13 protein-coding genes are annotated in these 12,275 nt (G+C 60.3%); all 13 read right to left on the bottom strand.

All coding sequences use genetic code 11. The features are described 5' to 3' along the window. Entirely contained in the window at positions 1-747 is a 747-nt protein-coding gene (visR, locus tag ACQY1K_RS02450; RefSeq protein WP_062453829.1) for a transcriptional regulator VisR, read from the bottom strand. Between the two features lie 17 nt (positions 748-764). Then, positions 765-1,481, bottom strand: coding sequence for a transcriptional regulator VisN (gene visN, locus ACQY1K_RS02445; RefSeq protein ID WP_082471832.1), 717 nt, complete (start codon positions 1,479-1,481; stop codon positions 765-767). Between the two features lie 370 nt (positions 1,482-1,851). Next, positions 1,852-3,534, bottom strand: coding sequence for a flagellar basal-body MS-ring/collar protein FliF (gene fliF, locus ACQY1K_RS02440; protein ID WP_062579079.1), 1,683 nt, complete (start codon positions 3,532-3,534; stop codon positions 1,852-1,854). 151 nt (positions 3,535-3,685) lie between these two features. Continuing rightward, complete coding sequence (cheT, locus tag ACQY1K_RS02435) at positions 3,686-4,075, bottom strand: chemotaxis protein CheT (RefSeq protein ID WP_062453832.1); 390 nt, start codon at positions 4,073-4,075, stop codon at positions 3,686-3,688. Between the two features lie 31 nt (positions 4,076-4,106). Further along, positions 4,107-4,664, bottom strand: coding sequence for a chemoreceptor glutamine deamidase CheD (gene cheD / locus ACQY1K_RS02430; protein WP_062453833.1), 558 nt, complete (start codon positions 4,662-4,664; stop codon positions 4,107-4,109). Then, positions 4,661-5,050 carry a response regulator gene (locus tag ACQY1K_RS02425; protein ID WP_062453834.1) on the bottom strand — a complete coding sequence of 130 codons (390 nt, stop codon included), beginning with the start codon at positions 5,048-5,050 and terminating at the stop codon, positions 4,661-4,663. Before ACQY1K_RS02425 ends, cheD begins: the two co-directional genes overlap by 4 nt. Beyond that, a complete protein-coding gene (cheB, locus tag ACQY1K_RS02420; protein WP_062453835.1) occupies positions 5,050-6,090 on the bottom strand; it encodes a protein-glutamate O-methylesterase CheB in 1,041 nt (346 codons plus the stop codon). Before cheB ends, ACQY1K_RS02425 begins: the two co-directional genes overlap by 1 nt. Beyond that, positions 6,087-6,995 carry a protein-glutamate O-methyltransferase CheR gene (cheR, locus tag ACQY1K_RS02415; protein WP_062453836.1) on the bottom strand — a complete coding sequence of 303 codons (909 nt, stop codon included), beginning with the start codon at positions 6,993-6,995 and terminating at the stop codon, positions 6,087-6,089. The genes cheB and cheR overlap by 4 nt, the downstream gene beginning before the upstream one ends. Next, positions 6,992-7,471, bottom strand: coding sequence for a chemotaxis protein CheW (locus tag ACQY1K_RS02410; RefSeq protein WP_062453837.1), 480 nt, complete (start codon positions 7,469-7,471; stop codon positions 6,992-6,994). Before ACQY1K_RS02410 ends, cheR begins: the two co-directional genes overlap by 4 nt. Positions 7,472-7,476: 5 nt before the next feature. After that, positions 7,477-9,720 (bottom strand): chemotaxis protein CheA, encoded by a 2,244-nt coding sequence (locus tag ACQY1K_RS02405; protein WP_430258219.1) that lies wholly within the window; start codon positions 9,718-9,720, stop codon positions 7,477-7,479. Positions 9,721-9,736: 16 nt separating this feature from the next. Further along, a complete protein-coding gene (cheY1, locus tag ACQY1K_RS02400; RefSeq protein ID WP_062453839.1) occupies positions 9,737-10,102 on the bottom strand; it encodes a chemotaxis response regulator CheY1 in 366 nt (121 codons plus the stop codon). A 2-nt stretch (positions 10,103-10,104) separates the two neighbouring features. Further along, entirely contained in the window at positions 10,105-10,398 is a 294-nt protein-coding gene (locus ACQY1K_RS02395; RefSeq protein WP_062453840.1) for an STAS domain-containing protein, read from the bottom strand. After that, entirely contained in the window at positions 10,398-12,020 is a 1,623-nt protein-coding gene (locus ACQY1K_RS02390) for a methyl-accepting chemotaxis protein (protein ID WP_430258218.1), read from the bottom strand. Before ACQY1K_RS02390 ends, ACQY1K_RS02395 begins: the two co-directional genes overlap by 1 nt. Positions 12,021-12,275 lie beyond the last annotated feature (255 nt).

Below are 12,275 nucleotides of genomic sequence, written 5' to 3'. Positions count from 1 at the left end.
TCAGTGGATGTAGCCGAGGCGGATCGCCTTGGCGATCGCCTGGATGCGGTTCACGGAATTGAGCTTGATCGTCGCGGAGCCGAGATAGGCGTTGACGGTGTGAACGGAGAGGCCAAGCTTCTCGGCGATCTCTTCGCTGATACGACCGTCACCGGCCAGTTGAAGACACGCCACTTCCCGTTCGCTCAAGGATTCGGCCGGCACGCTTCGACGCTCATCGAGTGCCAGAAGGTCCATCATGACCTGACAACTTCTGACGTGCTGGTCGATGATCAGATTGCTGCCCAGCTCCAGCGAGCCCGACAAAAACGTGACGTAGCCATTCCCGAGAGCACCCAACCGCACCGGGAATGCAATTCCTGACGACGGCATGATCCGGTCGTCGATCTTGCGCACGAGCGAGGAAAAATCGCCGGCCTCGCTATAGGCCCCTTTTTCCGTGCCGGTCCACACGATCGGCAGGATCGACATTTCGATATGATCGAGAAACATATCGCCGTAGGAGCTCACGAGTACGCCCTGATGCTCCCCGCTTCCGGCGCCCCAGTTGTCCAGCTCGCAGACCAGCTTGCGCTTGTTGGGAAGCCCGGCGCCGGTAACACGAAACACAGCAAAGTGCCGCGCCTTGAGGTTCCTCTGCATGGCGACGAGTTTGGGAAATATGTCCGAACGACTGGAGGCACGCTGAAGACGCAGATACTGGATGCTGCCCGGTCCATCTGACGTTCCACCGCGGGAAAAGCCCATTGTTGCCCCAAGCCTTCCTAAACCAGATTGTTGCGTACGGCATAAGCGATCGCTTCCGACCGCGTTTTGGTTGCCGTCTTACGCATCACGCTGGTGATGTAGTTGTTGATCGTATTGCGGGAGATCCCGAGGATCACCGCTATCTCATCGCTGGTCTTGCCCTCGGCGATCCAGAACAGGCATTCCAGCTCGCGTTCCGTCAGTTCGAAGTCGCGTTCAGCCTTGGCATCGCGCGCCTCGGCAAAGCTTGCGCCATAGGATGCAAACAGTCCGACTTCGCGAAGTCTTTCCTGTGACAGGATGATGCCTTCCAGGAAAAGCAGCATCAGAGAGAAACGGGTTTTGCCGACGCAGAATGTCAGCGAACAGTATTGGCGGCTGATGTCGTCCGGCGGCGTGATGTCATCGGGCAGGAGCGCGAAGCTCGGGGTCAGCAGCGACAGACACTTTTCGAGTTCCGTCGAACGCGCATAACCACTCGCCAGATCCGCCCCGAGCCGTCGGACGAGATCGAATGGCCAGTTGGAGGTTACGATGAAATCGAGACCGTGTTCCTGGACGAGGTCGTAGCGGGCGAGAAGAAAATGCGAAGCGCCAACGTAGTCTGCGAGCAGCCGCATGATAGCCTGAACGTTGTTCGATCTCGACAAGATCGAAAGCCGTCTTACCAGTTGTTCACGGGAGATAATTTTCGACCCAGGTCCATCGTGATACGCGCGCTGGTCGATCGTCATCTCTGCTTCAGGCAACTCCACCGTTATCTGCTCCCCACCGGCTCCTCTCCCCGAAGGGCGACACCGGTATGTTCAAACGACGTATGGCATCCGCTTCCAGAATTAAGGCAGTTCCGGGTGCCGATACCCTGGCGTGACCGGTCCATTCCGAATCAGACTTCACATGTGCAAAGCCTAGACGTTGCCGTACGAATCAGGGCCATTGTAGGAATCGCTTTTGGAAATGCTATGCCGCGAGCGCCGATTTTGCCCACTTCCATCCATAAAGGCTTCATCAATGAGGCTAAAATGCGCCAACTGTATGGCAATGCCCACGCAGCAAGGCCGGGACGAGCCCGGCCTGTTGTGATCATATGTTTGTGAAGGCAGTTTAGGCTGCTTTGTCGATCGCCCATTTGCGCAGGATTTTCGCGGCCCGCTCTTCGGAGATCTCGACCATGCGGGAGAGACGTTTTTCCGGACCTTCCTTGACCCGGCGGTTGAAGCCGCCGTCGTCCGCACCGCCCATAAGATCATCGGAGCTGTCGAAACCGAAGTCGGCGCCGAAGCCATCCATGAGCGCCGGGCTTGCGCCACCCGGTGAGAAGTCGGGAAGTTCGAGGCCGGCCGCATCGGCGGTAAGCTCTCCGGCCGGGACGCTGGTGTTGCCACCGACGGTGCGCACCAGAGGACGAAGGCCAAGCCAGACCACGAGAAAGGCGACAAGAACGAACGCAAGCGAGTTGATGATGCCGCCGATATTACGGTTGAGCACTTCCATCATACCCGGACCAGACGAAGCGGCCTCGTCGAGAAGCTGGGTTTCGACGAAATCCATGGCCGTGAGTGTGACGACATCGCCGCGGTCGCTGCTGATGCCGGCAGCCGAAGACACGATCTTCTGCATTTCGGCAAGATAGGCGTCGACCTTTGCCTGATCCGCGGGCTCGCCCACCATCTTGGCAATACGGCCCTTGTTGACGACGACGGCGATCGAAATCTTTTCAATCTGATAGCCGTTGCGAACTGTCGCCGTGGTCTTCTGATTGATTTCGTAGTTGGTCTGCTCTTCCTTCTTGTCCGACTGGTCGGAGGATTTAGGAGCGCCGTCGCCGCCGGCCTGAGGAGCGGCCTGTGGAACGTTCTGCTCGACCGTGGTCGCGCTGTCGTTCTGGGCCTGCTGCGACTTGGAAGCTTCCTTGGTGGAGCGCACCGACCGTTCAACGCGGGAGTTCGGGTCGAAAACGGTTTCCTGGATCTGCTGGCTGTCTGTGTTGAGGGCGGCAGTCACGCTGGAGCGGAAGTTATCCATTCCGAGAAAGGGTGCCAGCGCCTTGTCGATGTTGTTTTCGATTTCCTGCTGGACCGACTGGACCACACCGAGCGAACGGCTGATCTGGCTGTTGCTGCCATCGTCACCCGAGGCGAGAAGCTGGCCGGTTGAATCGAGGATCGTGACGTCGTCGACTTCGAGGCCCGGGACGGCCGAGGCGACGAGATGGCGGATAGACGCAGCGGCTTTGCGACCGGCGGATGCGTTCGCACGGATCATCACGGACGCCGTCGGCTTCTGCTCGCCGCGACGGAAGTTGCCGGCATCAGGCATGACGATGTGGACGCGTGCGGCCGACACGCCGGAGATCTGCTGGATCGAACGGCCGATTTCGCCTTCGAGCGCCCTCACCCGCGTGACTTCCTGCATGAAGGAGGTCAGACCGAGCGAACCGACATTGTCAAACAGCTCGTAGCCAGCATTGGCGCTGTTGGGCAGACCGCGTTCTGCAAGCATCAGACGCGCCTTGCCGGTCATACCGACAGGCACCTGGATGCTTGCGCCATCAGAGCCAACCTCAAAGGGCATGTTGGCTTCCGCAAGGGCGATGCTGATCTGATTGAGATCGGCTGTTTCGAGACCGACATACAGTCCCTCATAGGAGGGCTTGTTCACATAAAGGGCAGCGGCCAGAACGATCGCTATCGAAACGACACCGACGGCGCCCAGCGCGATCAATCGTGTCTGGCCAAGACTGGCCAGATTTTTGAATATTGTTGGAAATTGAGATAACAGATTCATTCTGTCCCACGCCGCCAGATAACATCTCGAGCCTATGCCCAGCATCACCCTAGGGAGCGAAGCTTGCGCGAGCGTTTCGAAACGTCATGTCTGGTTGCCGCATGATGATTGCGACGCGGCCTGGCAGCAGGGTCAGAGACAGTCTGTGACGTCAGAAGAAATCGAAGTCTCCGGCGGCCTTGTTGAGCGGCTGGGAGTGGCCGTGGCGCATCCCGTTGGCCAGCGCCTTCTGCATGTCGGCAAGTTTGACGAGGCTGAGAGCCGTCGACAGATCCACCATCCAGTCGCTCGGAATGCTCGCGGTGACGGTATCGATGAACTCTGCGAGACCCCGCGTTTTCTGCACCGCGAGATCGATGCCCTGCAGCACTTTCACGCTGTCGGGCGAATGAAGCAGGCCCGGGCCGCCCAGTTCCAACACCTGCGGTTCGATACGCTCGATCAGATAGGCGACATCGTGCAGCTCCGAGACGAGGCGCATCAGTACCTCGGGCAGAGATTCCTCAAGGGAATCGCGTATCGGGGCGGTGATTTCAGTCATGAATTTCCTCGTCTTTACCCAAGCGTAAGAATTAAAAGAATTCGATCGAGCTTTCGACGGGCTTTGGTGGCGTACGGACAGGACGCTGCTCCAGCGCAACCGTCTTTTGCGTTTCGGCGCCTGTGAGAGGATATTGCCGGGCACGGCCGCTGACCGGCCAGAATTCCAGCTTGCGGCCGTGATCGCCTCCGGTCGAGGACCCCACCACCGGAATGCCTTCGTCACGCAGGAACTCCACGGCGAAGGCCGCATTCTGTTCGCCGACATTGGAGAAACTGGCAATCGTCTTTGCGCCGCCGAAGATCTTTGCCTCGAGCCGATCACGACGGGCACCCTTTTTCAGGAGACCGTTGATCAACAACTCCATCAGGTGCACGCCGTAGCGGGTCGCGTCGCCCCCCGACGACGCTGCCCCGCCCGAGCCCGGAAGCAGGAAGTGGTTCATGCCGCCGACACCGGCGACAGGATCACGAAGGCAGGCAGCCACGCACGAGCCAAGAATCGTCGACAAAACCACATTGGGATCGCTTTCGACCTTGAATTCGCCCTGGATAATATGGACGCGTTTGGCACCTGCCGGGTCGTTCATTTAAGGGCTCCGAACACCGCCTCGATAGCAGCTTTCATCTTTTCGATTGTGAATGGCTTGGCGAGCACGTTGTTGGCGCCGAGCTGAGCAGCCTTCTGAACCAGAGCGCGATCGCCCTGCGCCGTCAGAATGATAAACGCTGCCTTCTTGGTATTCGGGTTGGTGCGCACTGCCTGCAGCAGGCCCAGACCGTCCATGTTCGGCATGTTGAAGTCCGAGATCACCAGGTGATGCGGCTGCTCGGCCATGATCTTCATGCCCTGCACACCATCGCCGGCGGCAGTGATCTGCTTGAAACCGAGCTGTGTCAGAGCGTCGCTGAGCAGCAGTCGGCTGGTGACCTGATCGTCGACGATCAGAACTTTGATTTTTTCAGCGAGGGACATTATTCGGTACCTTCTTTTCGGGCGGCAGTTAGTTTCAGTATTTCGTCTCCGATGGAGCCGAGCGGCAGCTGCTGCTCGACTGCACCAATTTCGTAGGCGACCCTCGGCATGCCGTAGACCACACATGTCTTTTCGTTCTGGCCGATCGTGCGAGCGCCAGCGCTGCGCATCCTCAACAGTCCCGAAGCCCCGTCGCGACCCATGCCCGTCAGGATAGCCCCGACCGCATTGCGACCCGCCAACTCCGCGACCGAATCAAACAGGACATCGACGGAGGGCCTGTGGCCGTTCACCGGATCGCGTTCGACCAGCCGGCAGCATGGCGCCGACGGATTGACCACCTGAAGGTGCCGGTCGCCACCAGGCGCGAGATAGATCTTGCCGATCTCGAGACGCGCACCATCGGTCGCTTCCTGCACCACAGGAGCGCAGATACGATTAAGCCGTTCAGCAAAACTTTTCGTAAACGTGGACGGCATATGTTGAGTGATTACAGTCGGTGGGCAGTTCAACGGAAACTTTTGAAGCACTGCGATCAACGCTTCAACGCCACCGGTAGAAGATCCGATCGCCACAACCTTGCGACCGTTGCGGTAATCTGATGCCGGCGTCGGGACCATTGAGACCGGAGCACTGACCTGTCGGCGTGCAGAGCGTGCCGCGGCCTTTACCTTTTCAGCCAGATCCATGAACGGGCGAACGTCTCCCGGCACCGGCTTTCCGACGCAGTCGAACGCACCGATTTCGAGCGCGGCAAGCGTTGCGTCGGCGCCGCGCTGGGTCATGGTCGAGACCATGATGACCGGCATCGGACGCAGACGCATGATCTTTTCGAGGAAGTCGAGGCCGTTCATGTTCGGCATCTCGATGTCCAGCGTCACGACATCAGGATTGAGCTGCTTGATGGCGCTACGCGCTTCCATCGCATCGCTGGCCTGCCCGACGACGCTGACATCGGGATCGGAATTGAGGACGGCCGTGATCAGGCCTCGCATGGTCGGGCTATCGTCGACGACGAGAACTCTGGCCGGTGCGATCATGCCTTCCTCCCGGCATTCTTACCCATATATTTGTAGGTCGTGATGCCGATATTATCGAACGTGTTCTTCGCTTCGCCCGATACCCGCTCCGAATGGCCGATATAGAGATGGCCGCCTTCCGGCAGAAGCTGGGAGAAGCGTGACCAGATTTTCACCTGGGTCGGTTCGTCGAAATAGATCACGACGTTGCGGCAGAAGATGATGTCGAAACCGCCCTTGAAGGGCCATTGCGCCATCAGGTTCAGTTCGTTGAAGGTGATAAGCTTCTTGACGCGATCATCGACCTGGAACTTGCGGCGGCCACCGACGTCGACCTCGCGGAACCACTGCTTGCGCATGGCCGGGGAAACAGTTTCGAGGGCACCTTCGTCATAGGCTCCTGCCCGCGCGGCAGCCAGGATCTTAGGGTCGATATCGGTTGCCAGGATGCGGAAATCATAGTCGGCAGCGTTGGGAAGAAGGCCCAGCACCGTCAGCGCGATCGAATAGGGCTCCTGTCCGTCGGAACAGGCCGCCGACCATATGCGCACACGTCCGCCATTGCGGGCACGCTGGATCAGCCCGGGCAGGACCTCGTCCCGAAGGTGCTCGAAGTGGTGGTTCTCTCGAAAGAAACGGGTGAAGTTCGTCGTCAGATGCGACAGCATCTCCCGGCGTGCCGGAGCGCCCTCGACAGAGGCGACCAGGGTACAGTATTCCCGAAAGCCCCGCAGTCCGAGGTTGCGGATATGCTTGGACAAGCGGGAATAGACGAGCGACGCCTTGGAATCGTTGAGGTAGATCCCGGCATCGGCGTAGATCATCGCCGCAATCTCCGACAGGTCGCGACGCGTCAACGGGTATTCCCCGCTGGCGAGGACTTCGTCCGGCGACTGTCTGGCTTCTATGGCGCCCAGGGGCATCATGCGGCTTCGCTTTCCTTTTCGAGGTACGTCTCGGGGAAGAGATGATCCAGCTCGATCATGCAGATCATCCGCTTATCGAACGCCAGAATGCCCTTCGCGTATTGTTTCGCCAGGTCGGAGGAAATCTCCGGCACAGGCTGGATATTCTCTTCTGTAATCGTAAGGATATCGGAAACGGCCTCGACCAGCAGGCCGACAATCCGTTTCCCGACCTGCGCAACGATGATGACGTGACGCGCCGTCGGTTCGGCATCCTTCATTCCAAGCCGCGCCGACAGATCGACGATCGGCAGCACGGCGCCGCGCAGATTGATCACGCCGCGCACATCGGCGGGAGCGTGCGGCAGCTGCATTGCCGGCGTCCATCCGCGGATTTCGCGGACAGACATGATGTTGACGCTGAATTCCTGATCGCCGATCCGGAAAGCGATCAGCTCCCGGCTTGCCTGCGTCAGATTTTTCACAGCGTAGGACATTGTGTTCAACCTGTCGCAGCGAGCGACATCTCCGGACTGAGCGACTGACCGCGGGATGCCGCAACCACCGCGTCCACATCCAGGATGAGAGCGACGCGGCCATCACCAAGGATGGTGGCGGCGGCAATGCCCGGAACATGGGTGTAGTTGGCTTCCAGCGACTTGATGACGACCTGACGCTGACCCTGGATGGCATCGACCATCAGCGCGCGCTGACCGCCGCCTTCGGATTCGACCAGCAGTGCCACGCCCTCGACCGGATTTGCCTGTGTGGCGCGGAAGTTGAGGATGCGGCCGACATCGACCAGCGGGCAGAACGAGTTGCGGATCGAGATGAGCCGCTGCGTTGCGCCAAACGAGTGGATGGCAGACGCTTCCGGCTGCAATGTCTCCACGATCGCCGTCAACGGCACGACAAGCGTCTGGCCGGCAACCGTTACCACCATCCCGTCGAGGACGGCGAGCGTGAGCGGCAGGCTCATGGTGAAGGTCGAGCCCAGACCCGGGCGCGAGGAGATCGAGATACGGCCGCCAAGTGCCTGGATCGAACGCTTGACCACATCCATGCCGACGCCGCGGCCGGAAATGTCGGAGATCGTGTCTGCCGTCGAGAAGCCCGGCGCGAAGATGAGGTTGTCGATTTCCTCGTCCGACAGATTGGCATCCGGCGAAATCAGGTCGTTGTCGATTGCCTTCTGCTTGACGCGCTCACGGTTGATGCCGCCACCGTCGTCGATCAGTTCGATCAGGATGCGGCCCGAACGATGCTTGGCCGAAAGCTTGATCGTGCCTTCCGGATCCTTGCCGGCGGCTTCGCGCTTTTCAGGGCTTTCGATGCCGTGGTCGACAGCGTTTCGGATCATGTGGGTCAATGGCTCGGCGATCTTGTCGATAACCGTCTTGTCGACTTCGGTGTTCTCGCCTTCGGTGACCAGACGGATCTGCTTGCCGACCATGTCTGCGACTTCGCGGACGATACGCGACATGCGCTGGAAGACCGGCTTGACCGGCTGCGCGCGGATCGCCATGACCGAGTCCTGGATCTCGCGCGTCAGCTGCTGCAGCTCTTCGAGACCCATATTGACGGCGGAGGTGCCGCTGGCATCGTTTTCGATGACGCTCTGCGAGAGCATCGCCTGGTTGATGACAAGCTCGCCGACCAGGTTGATCAGGCGATCGACGCGATCGAGATCGACGCGGATCGTCTGGCCGGCGGCCGCTGTGGCAGCGGCCTGGGCCGGAGCCGGCGCGGGTGCTGCGGCTTCCTTCTTTTCGACGCGTGCCGCGGCGGCAGCCATCTTGCTGACGTTGGCGGCAGCCATCTTGCTGACGTTGGCGGCAGCTTCAGTCGCCACGACGGCGGCTGCCTCGTCGGCAGCCTTCGTGTCGGAGCCGAGCTCATCGTCGAGCGACGAGAGATCGAATGGTACCGGAACCATCGGCAGTTCTTCGTCGCTTGGCTTTGCGGCGGCCAGCTTGACGTCGAGATCACAGTCCCATTCGGCGAATTCGAACACCGAGCGAATATCGGCTTCGGTCTTTTCGGTCGTCAGGGAGATTTTCCAGCTGAAATAGGAGGCTTCCGGATCCAGCTTGTCGAGGGTCGGCAGCTGCTCCATGTCGCAGCCGACGCTCATCTCGCCGAGCTTGGACAGGTCGCGCAGCAGGAGGGCTGCTTCGTTGCCCTTGGCATAGAGATCGTGGCGCGGCTTGAAGCCGATCTCGTAGACCGACCCTTTTGCTGCCGGGACGTCGTCGTCGAAACCATCGAAGGTGAAAGGGATCGGCTGGAAACCGCTGTCATCGCTCGGCTTCGGTGCCTCGGCCTTTGCAGGCTTTGCGACTTCGGCATGGGCCGAAGGCATTTCGCCATGGGCAAGGGCTTCCAGTTCCTTGACGAGGCCGCGTGATCGCGCCTCGTCCACACCACCGCCGTCACGGGACGCGGTGACGAGATCGGCGAGCACGTCGGCCGATTTCAGCATCACCTTCAGAACGTCCTGGTTCGGCTCGAGCTTGTTGGACCGGACGCAGTCGAGCGTCGTCTCGAAGACGTGGGCAAAGCCCACGAGGTCATCGAGGCCGAAGGCGCCTGCTCCACCCTTGATGGAATGAACGGCGCGGAAGACGGCGTTGACCGTTTCGGGGTCGCGGTCCCCGTCGTTCAGCTTCAGCAGACCAGATTCCAGTTCAGCGAGCTGTTCTTCGCATTCCTGAAAGAAGATCTCTTTGATTTCGTTCATATCCATGGGAGGATTTCCTGGCTCAGGCGGTTACACGCTCGATGGCATCGATCAGTTTAGCGGGATCGAACGGCTTGACGATCCAACCCGTGGCACCGGCCTGGCGGGCGCGGTTCTTCTTCTCCGCGTCGCTTTCCGTGGTCAGGACCAGGATCGGGATGGCGCGATACTTGTCGTTGCGGCGAACGCCTTCGATGAAACCGAAGCCGTCGAGGCGCGGCATGTTGATGTCGGTGACGATCACATCGGGGTTGCAGCCTTCGAGGACTTCGAGACCTTCGATGCCGTCTTCAGCCTGGATGGTTTCGAAACCGGCGTTGTTGAGAGTGACCAGAAGCATGTTCCGGATCGTCCGTGAATCGTCCACGGTCAGGACTTTTTTCTTCATCGCTAAATCTCCTTAGCAACCAAATTCTGTGTATCGAGGCCGATGAGCTGCATCGTCTTGACGAAGGCATCGGAAGGCTTTTGGACGGCAAAGGACTTCTTGTCGTCATCCCAGGCGTTTGCGCCGGCGACGAGGACCTGGACGCACTGGACGCCGAGACGCTCGACACCGGACGCATCGATGACGATGTCGCTACCACGCATGGACAGCAGTTTGGCATGCAGCGCGGACGCCTCGTTGAGGTCCAGCACGGAAGACAGTTTCAAACTTCCCGGACCGGCTTTCTTGGCCGCCATCAGCTTATTCCTTGTCGTTTGGAGTAAAATGTCTCTGAGGAACCGATGCGTTCCGCCGCGGCGCGCGGGGAGATGTCGGTGGCAACTTCCGGCCGGCGTGCAGCCGGTCTTGAGCGGTCGTCATCGTAACGGCCCTGTCGCGCAATCCGGAATTCGCGAACCGTGCGTCCAAGCTCCAGGATCACCGTCTGCAATTCGTCCGCGCCTTCGCCCGAGCGACGTGCCAGAACGGCATTGGATGCGACTTCCTGGCTGAGATCACTGACATGTGCCGTAACGACGTCGAGGCCTTCCGCCTGGACCCCGGTATCGCGAGCTATGCCCGCAATCGTGTCGTTGATGGCCGACACCTGCTGGACGATGCCATCGATGGCGCCCTGCGTGCGGTGAACCATTTCGACACCCGCATCGACCTGCGTCTTGGTGCCGTTGACGAGCGTCTTGATCTCGCGGGCGGCTTCGGCGGAACGCTGGGCGAGCGCCCTCACCTCCTGCGCGACGACCGCAAAGCCGCGGCCACTGTCGCCGGCGCGGGCGGCTTCGATGCCGGCATTGAGGGCGAGGAGATTGGTCTGGAATGCGATCTCGTCGATCGTGCCGATGATCTGGCCGATCTTTTCGGCTGACGCTTCGATATCCGCCATCGCGCTGATCGCCTGACCTACGACCTTGCCGCTGTCTTCCGCTGACCGGCGTGTGGCGGCCGTTGCCTTTTCGGCGGCAGCCGTGCCGGCGGCACTCTGGCGGACACCGGCAGCGATCGACGAAAGCGTTTCGCCGGACTTTTGCAAGCGGGCGGACTGATTCTCGGAAGTTCTGGCGAACGTGCGTGCGCTCTCGGAAAGAGCGTCGGTCAGCATGTCCGCCTGGATTCCGGTCTCTCCGACGGTCTCGAATGTCGTGCGGAGGTCGCCGATGGCGCTGTTGAGGATGTCGCCGAGTTCGCGATAGGCGTCCGGCATGTCGTCCGGAACCTTGGCGGTCAGATCGCGATCGGCCAGCGCTGAAACCACGGAGAGGAACGTCTCAACGGCCTGCGCCTGATCGGCCTGGCGCTGCTCGGTCAGGGCACGCTGGTGCTTGAGGCGCAATTCGTTAAAGCGCAACGACACCGCGATCTCCGCGTCGACCATGACGAGACGCACGATTGCGCTGACGAGATCGTTGAGTTCCTGTTCGCGCTTGCGACTTGCCGGAAGAATGGAGCGGGATGACATGCCGGCGACCGCACCGGTGATCAGATGCTCTAGCATCACCGAATGACCGGCGAGGTGCCAGCGCGGATCAAGACCCATGCGGCTTTCGGTATCGGAGAGGAGTTTGACCCGTTCGGCGTACAGTGCATCGAAGCGCGCGTCGCTGAGCACGCTCCAGTGAGACGCCTGGAGGTCATGCAGGCGTTCGATCTGCTGTTCGCTTTCGAAGATACCGGCAGCCTCGGGAACGGACTGCAGCCGGTGAAAATAGTCGCGCAATCCGGCTTTGAGATGCGGTTCGAGCTGCGGCCGGCACCGGCGCAGCAAGTCGCGCAGGTCCCCGTCGAGGCCAGCAAAGGCCAAGCGTTCGCTCAGGCTGCCCGCCTGGCTCCGTCGCCCCTGTTCTGTCGGCGTGTCCTGCACCAAAACCGTCCCCGCATGAAAGTCAGACCAACCCGACGAGTTGGTGTATTGCCGCCCAGCGAGGCAAATCCGAAACGGGCGGGAGCGTGCCGGGACAGGCCATGACCTGTCTGCGGTGGCGACGCTTATACCGCGAAGCATTTCGTAATCTGTCGATGAGAAATACCGGATTCAGACCGGTACGGCTTGGCGGCTTCATGCCTGTTGGGAGCCCTCGGGACATCCCATTCGCCGTCTATCTAATATGTATGGTTAATT

It is taken from the genome of Neorhizobium sp. IRS_2294, from assembly GCF_050500145.1.
GTDB classification, from domain to species: Bacteria; Pseudomonadota; Alphaproteobacteria; order Rhizobiales; family Rhizobiaceae; genus Neorhizobium; species Neorhizobium soli.
This window is presented reverse-complemented; position numbering and strand designations above follow the sequence as displayed.

Coding starts and splice junctions, on each gene's coding strand:
- ACQY1K_RS02410 (WP_062453837.1), bottom strand. CDS start 7,471: ATGTCCTACGCTGTGAAAAATCTGACGCAGGCAAGCCGGGAGCTGATC.
- fliF (WP_062579079.1), bottom strand. CDS start 3,534: ATGAATCTGTTATCTCAATTTCCAACAATATTCAAAAATCTGGCCAGT.
- cheD (WP_062453833.1), bottom strand. CDS start 4,664: ATGAACGACCCGGCAGGTGCCAAACGCGTCCATATTATCCAGGGCGAA.
- visN (WP_082471832.1), bottom strand. CDS start 1,481: ATGACGATCGACCAGCGCGCGTATCACGATGGACCTGGGTCGAAAATT.
- ACQY1K_RS02425 (WP_062453834.1), bottom strand. CDS start 5,050: ATGTCCCTCGCTGAAAAAATCAAAGTTCTGATCGTCGACGATCAGGTC.
- ACQY1K_RS02405 (WP_430258219.1), bottom strand. CDS start 9,720: ATGGATATGAACGAAATCAAAGAGATCTTCTTTCAGGAATGCGAAGAA.
- cheR (WP_062453836.1), bottom strand. CDS start 6,995: ATGATGCCCCTGGGCGCCATAGAAGCCAGACAGTCGCCGGACGAAGTC.
- cheB (WP_062453835.1), bottom strand. CDS start 6,090: ATGATCGCACCGGCCAGAGTTCTCGTCGTCGACGATAGCCCGACCATG.
- cheY1 (WP_062453839.1), bottom strand. CDS start 10,102: ATGAAGAAAAAAGTCCTGACCGTGGACGATTCACGGACGATCCGGAAC.
- ACQY1K_RS02395 (WP_062453840.1), bottom strand. CDS start 10,398: ATGGCGGCCAAGAAAGCCGGTCCGGGAAGTTTGAAACTGTCTTCCGTG.
- visR (WP_062453829.1), bottom strand. CDS start 747: ATGGGCTTTTCCCGCGGTGGAACGTCAGATGGACCGGGCAGCATCCAG.
- cheT (WP_062453832.1), bottom strand. CDS start 4,075: ATGACTGAAATCACCGCCCCGATACGCGATTCCCTTGAGGAATCTCTG.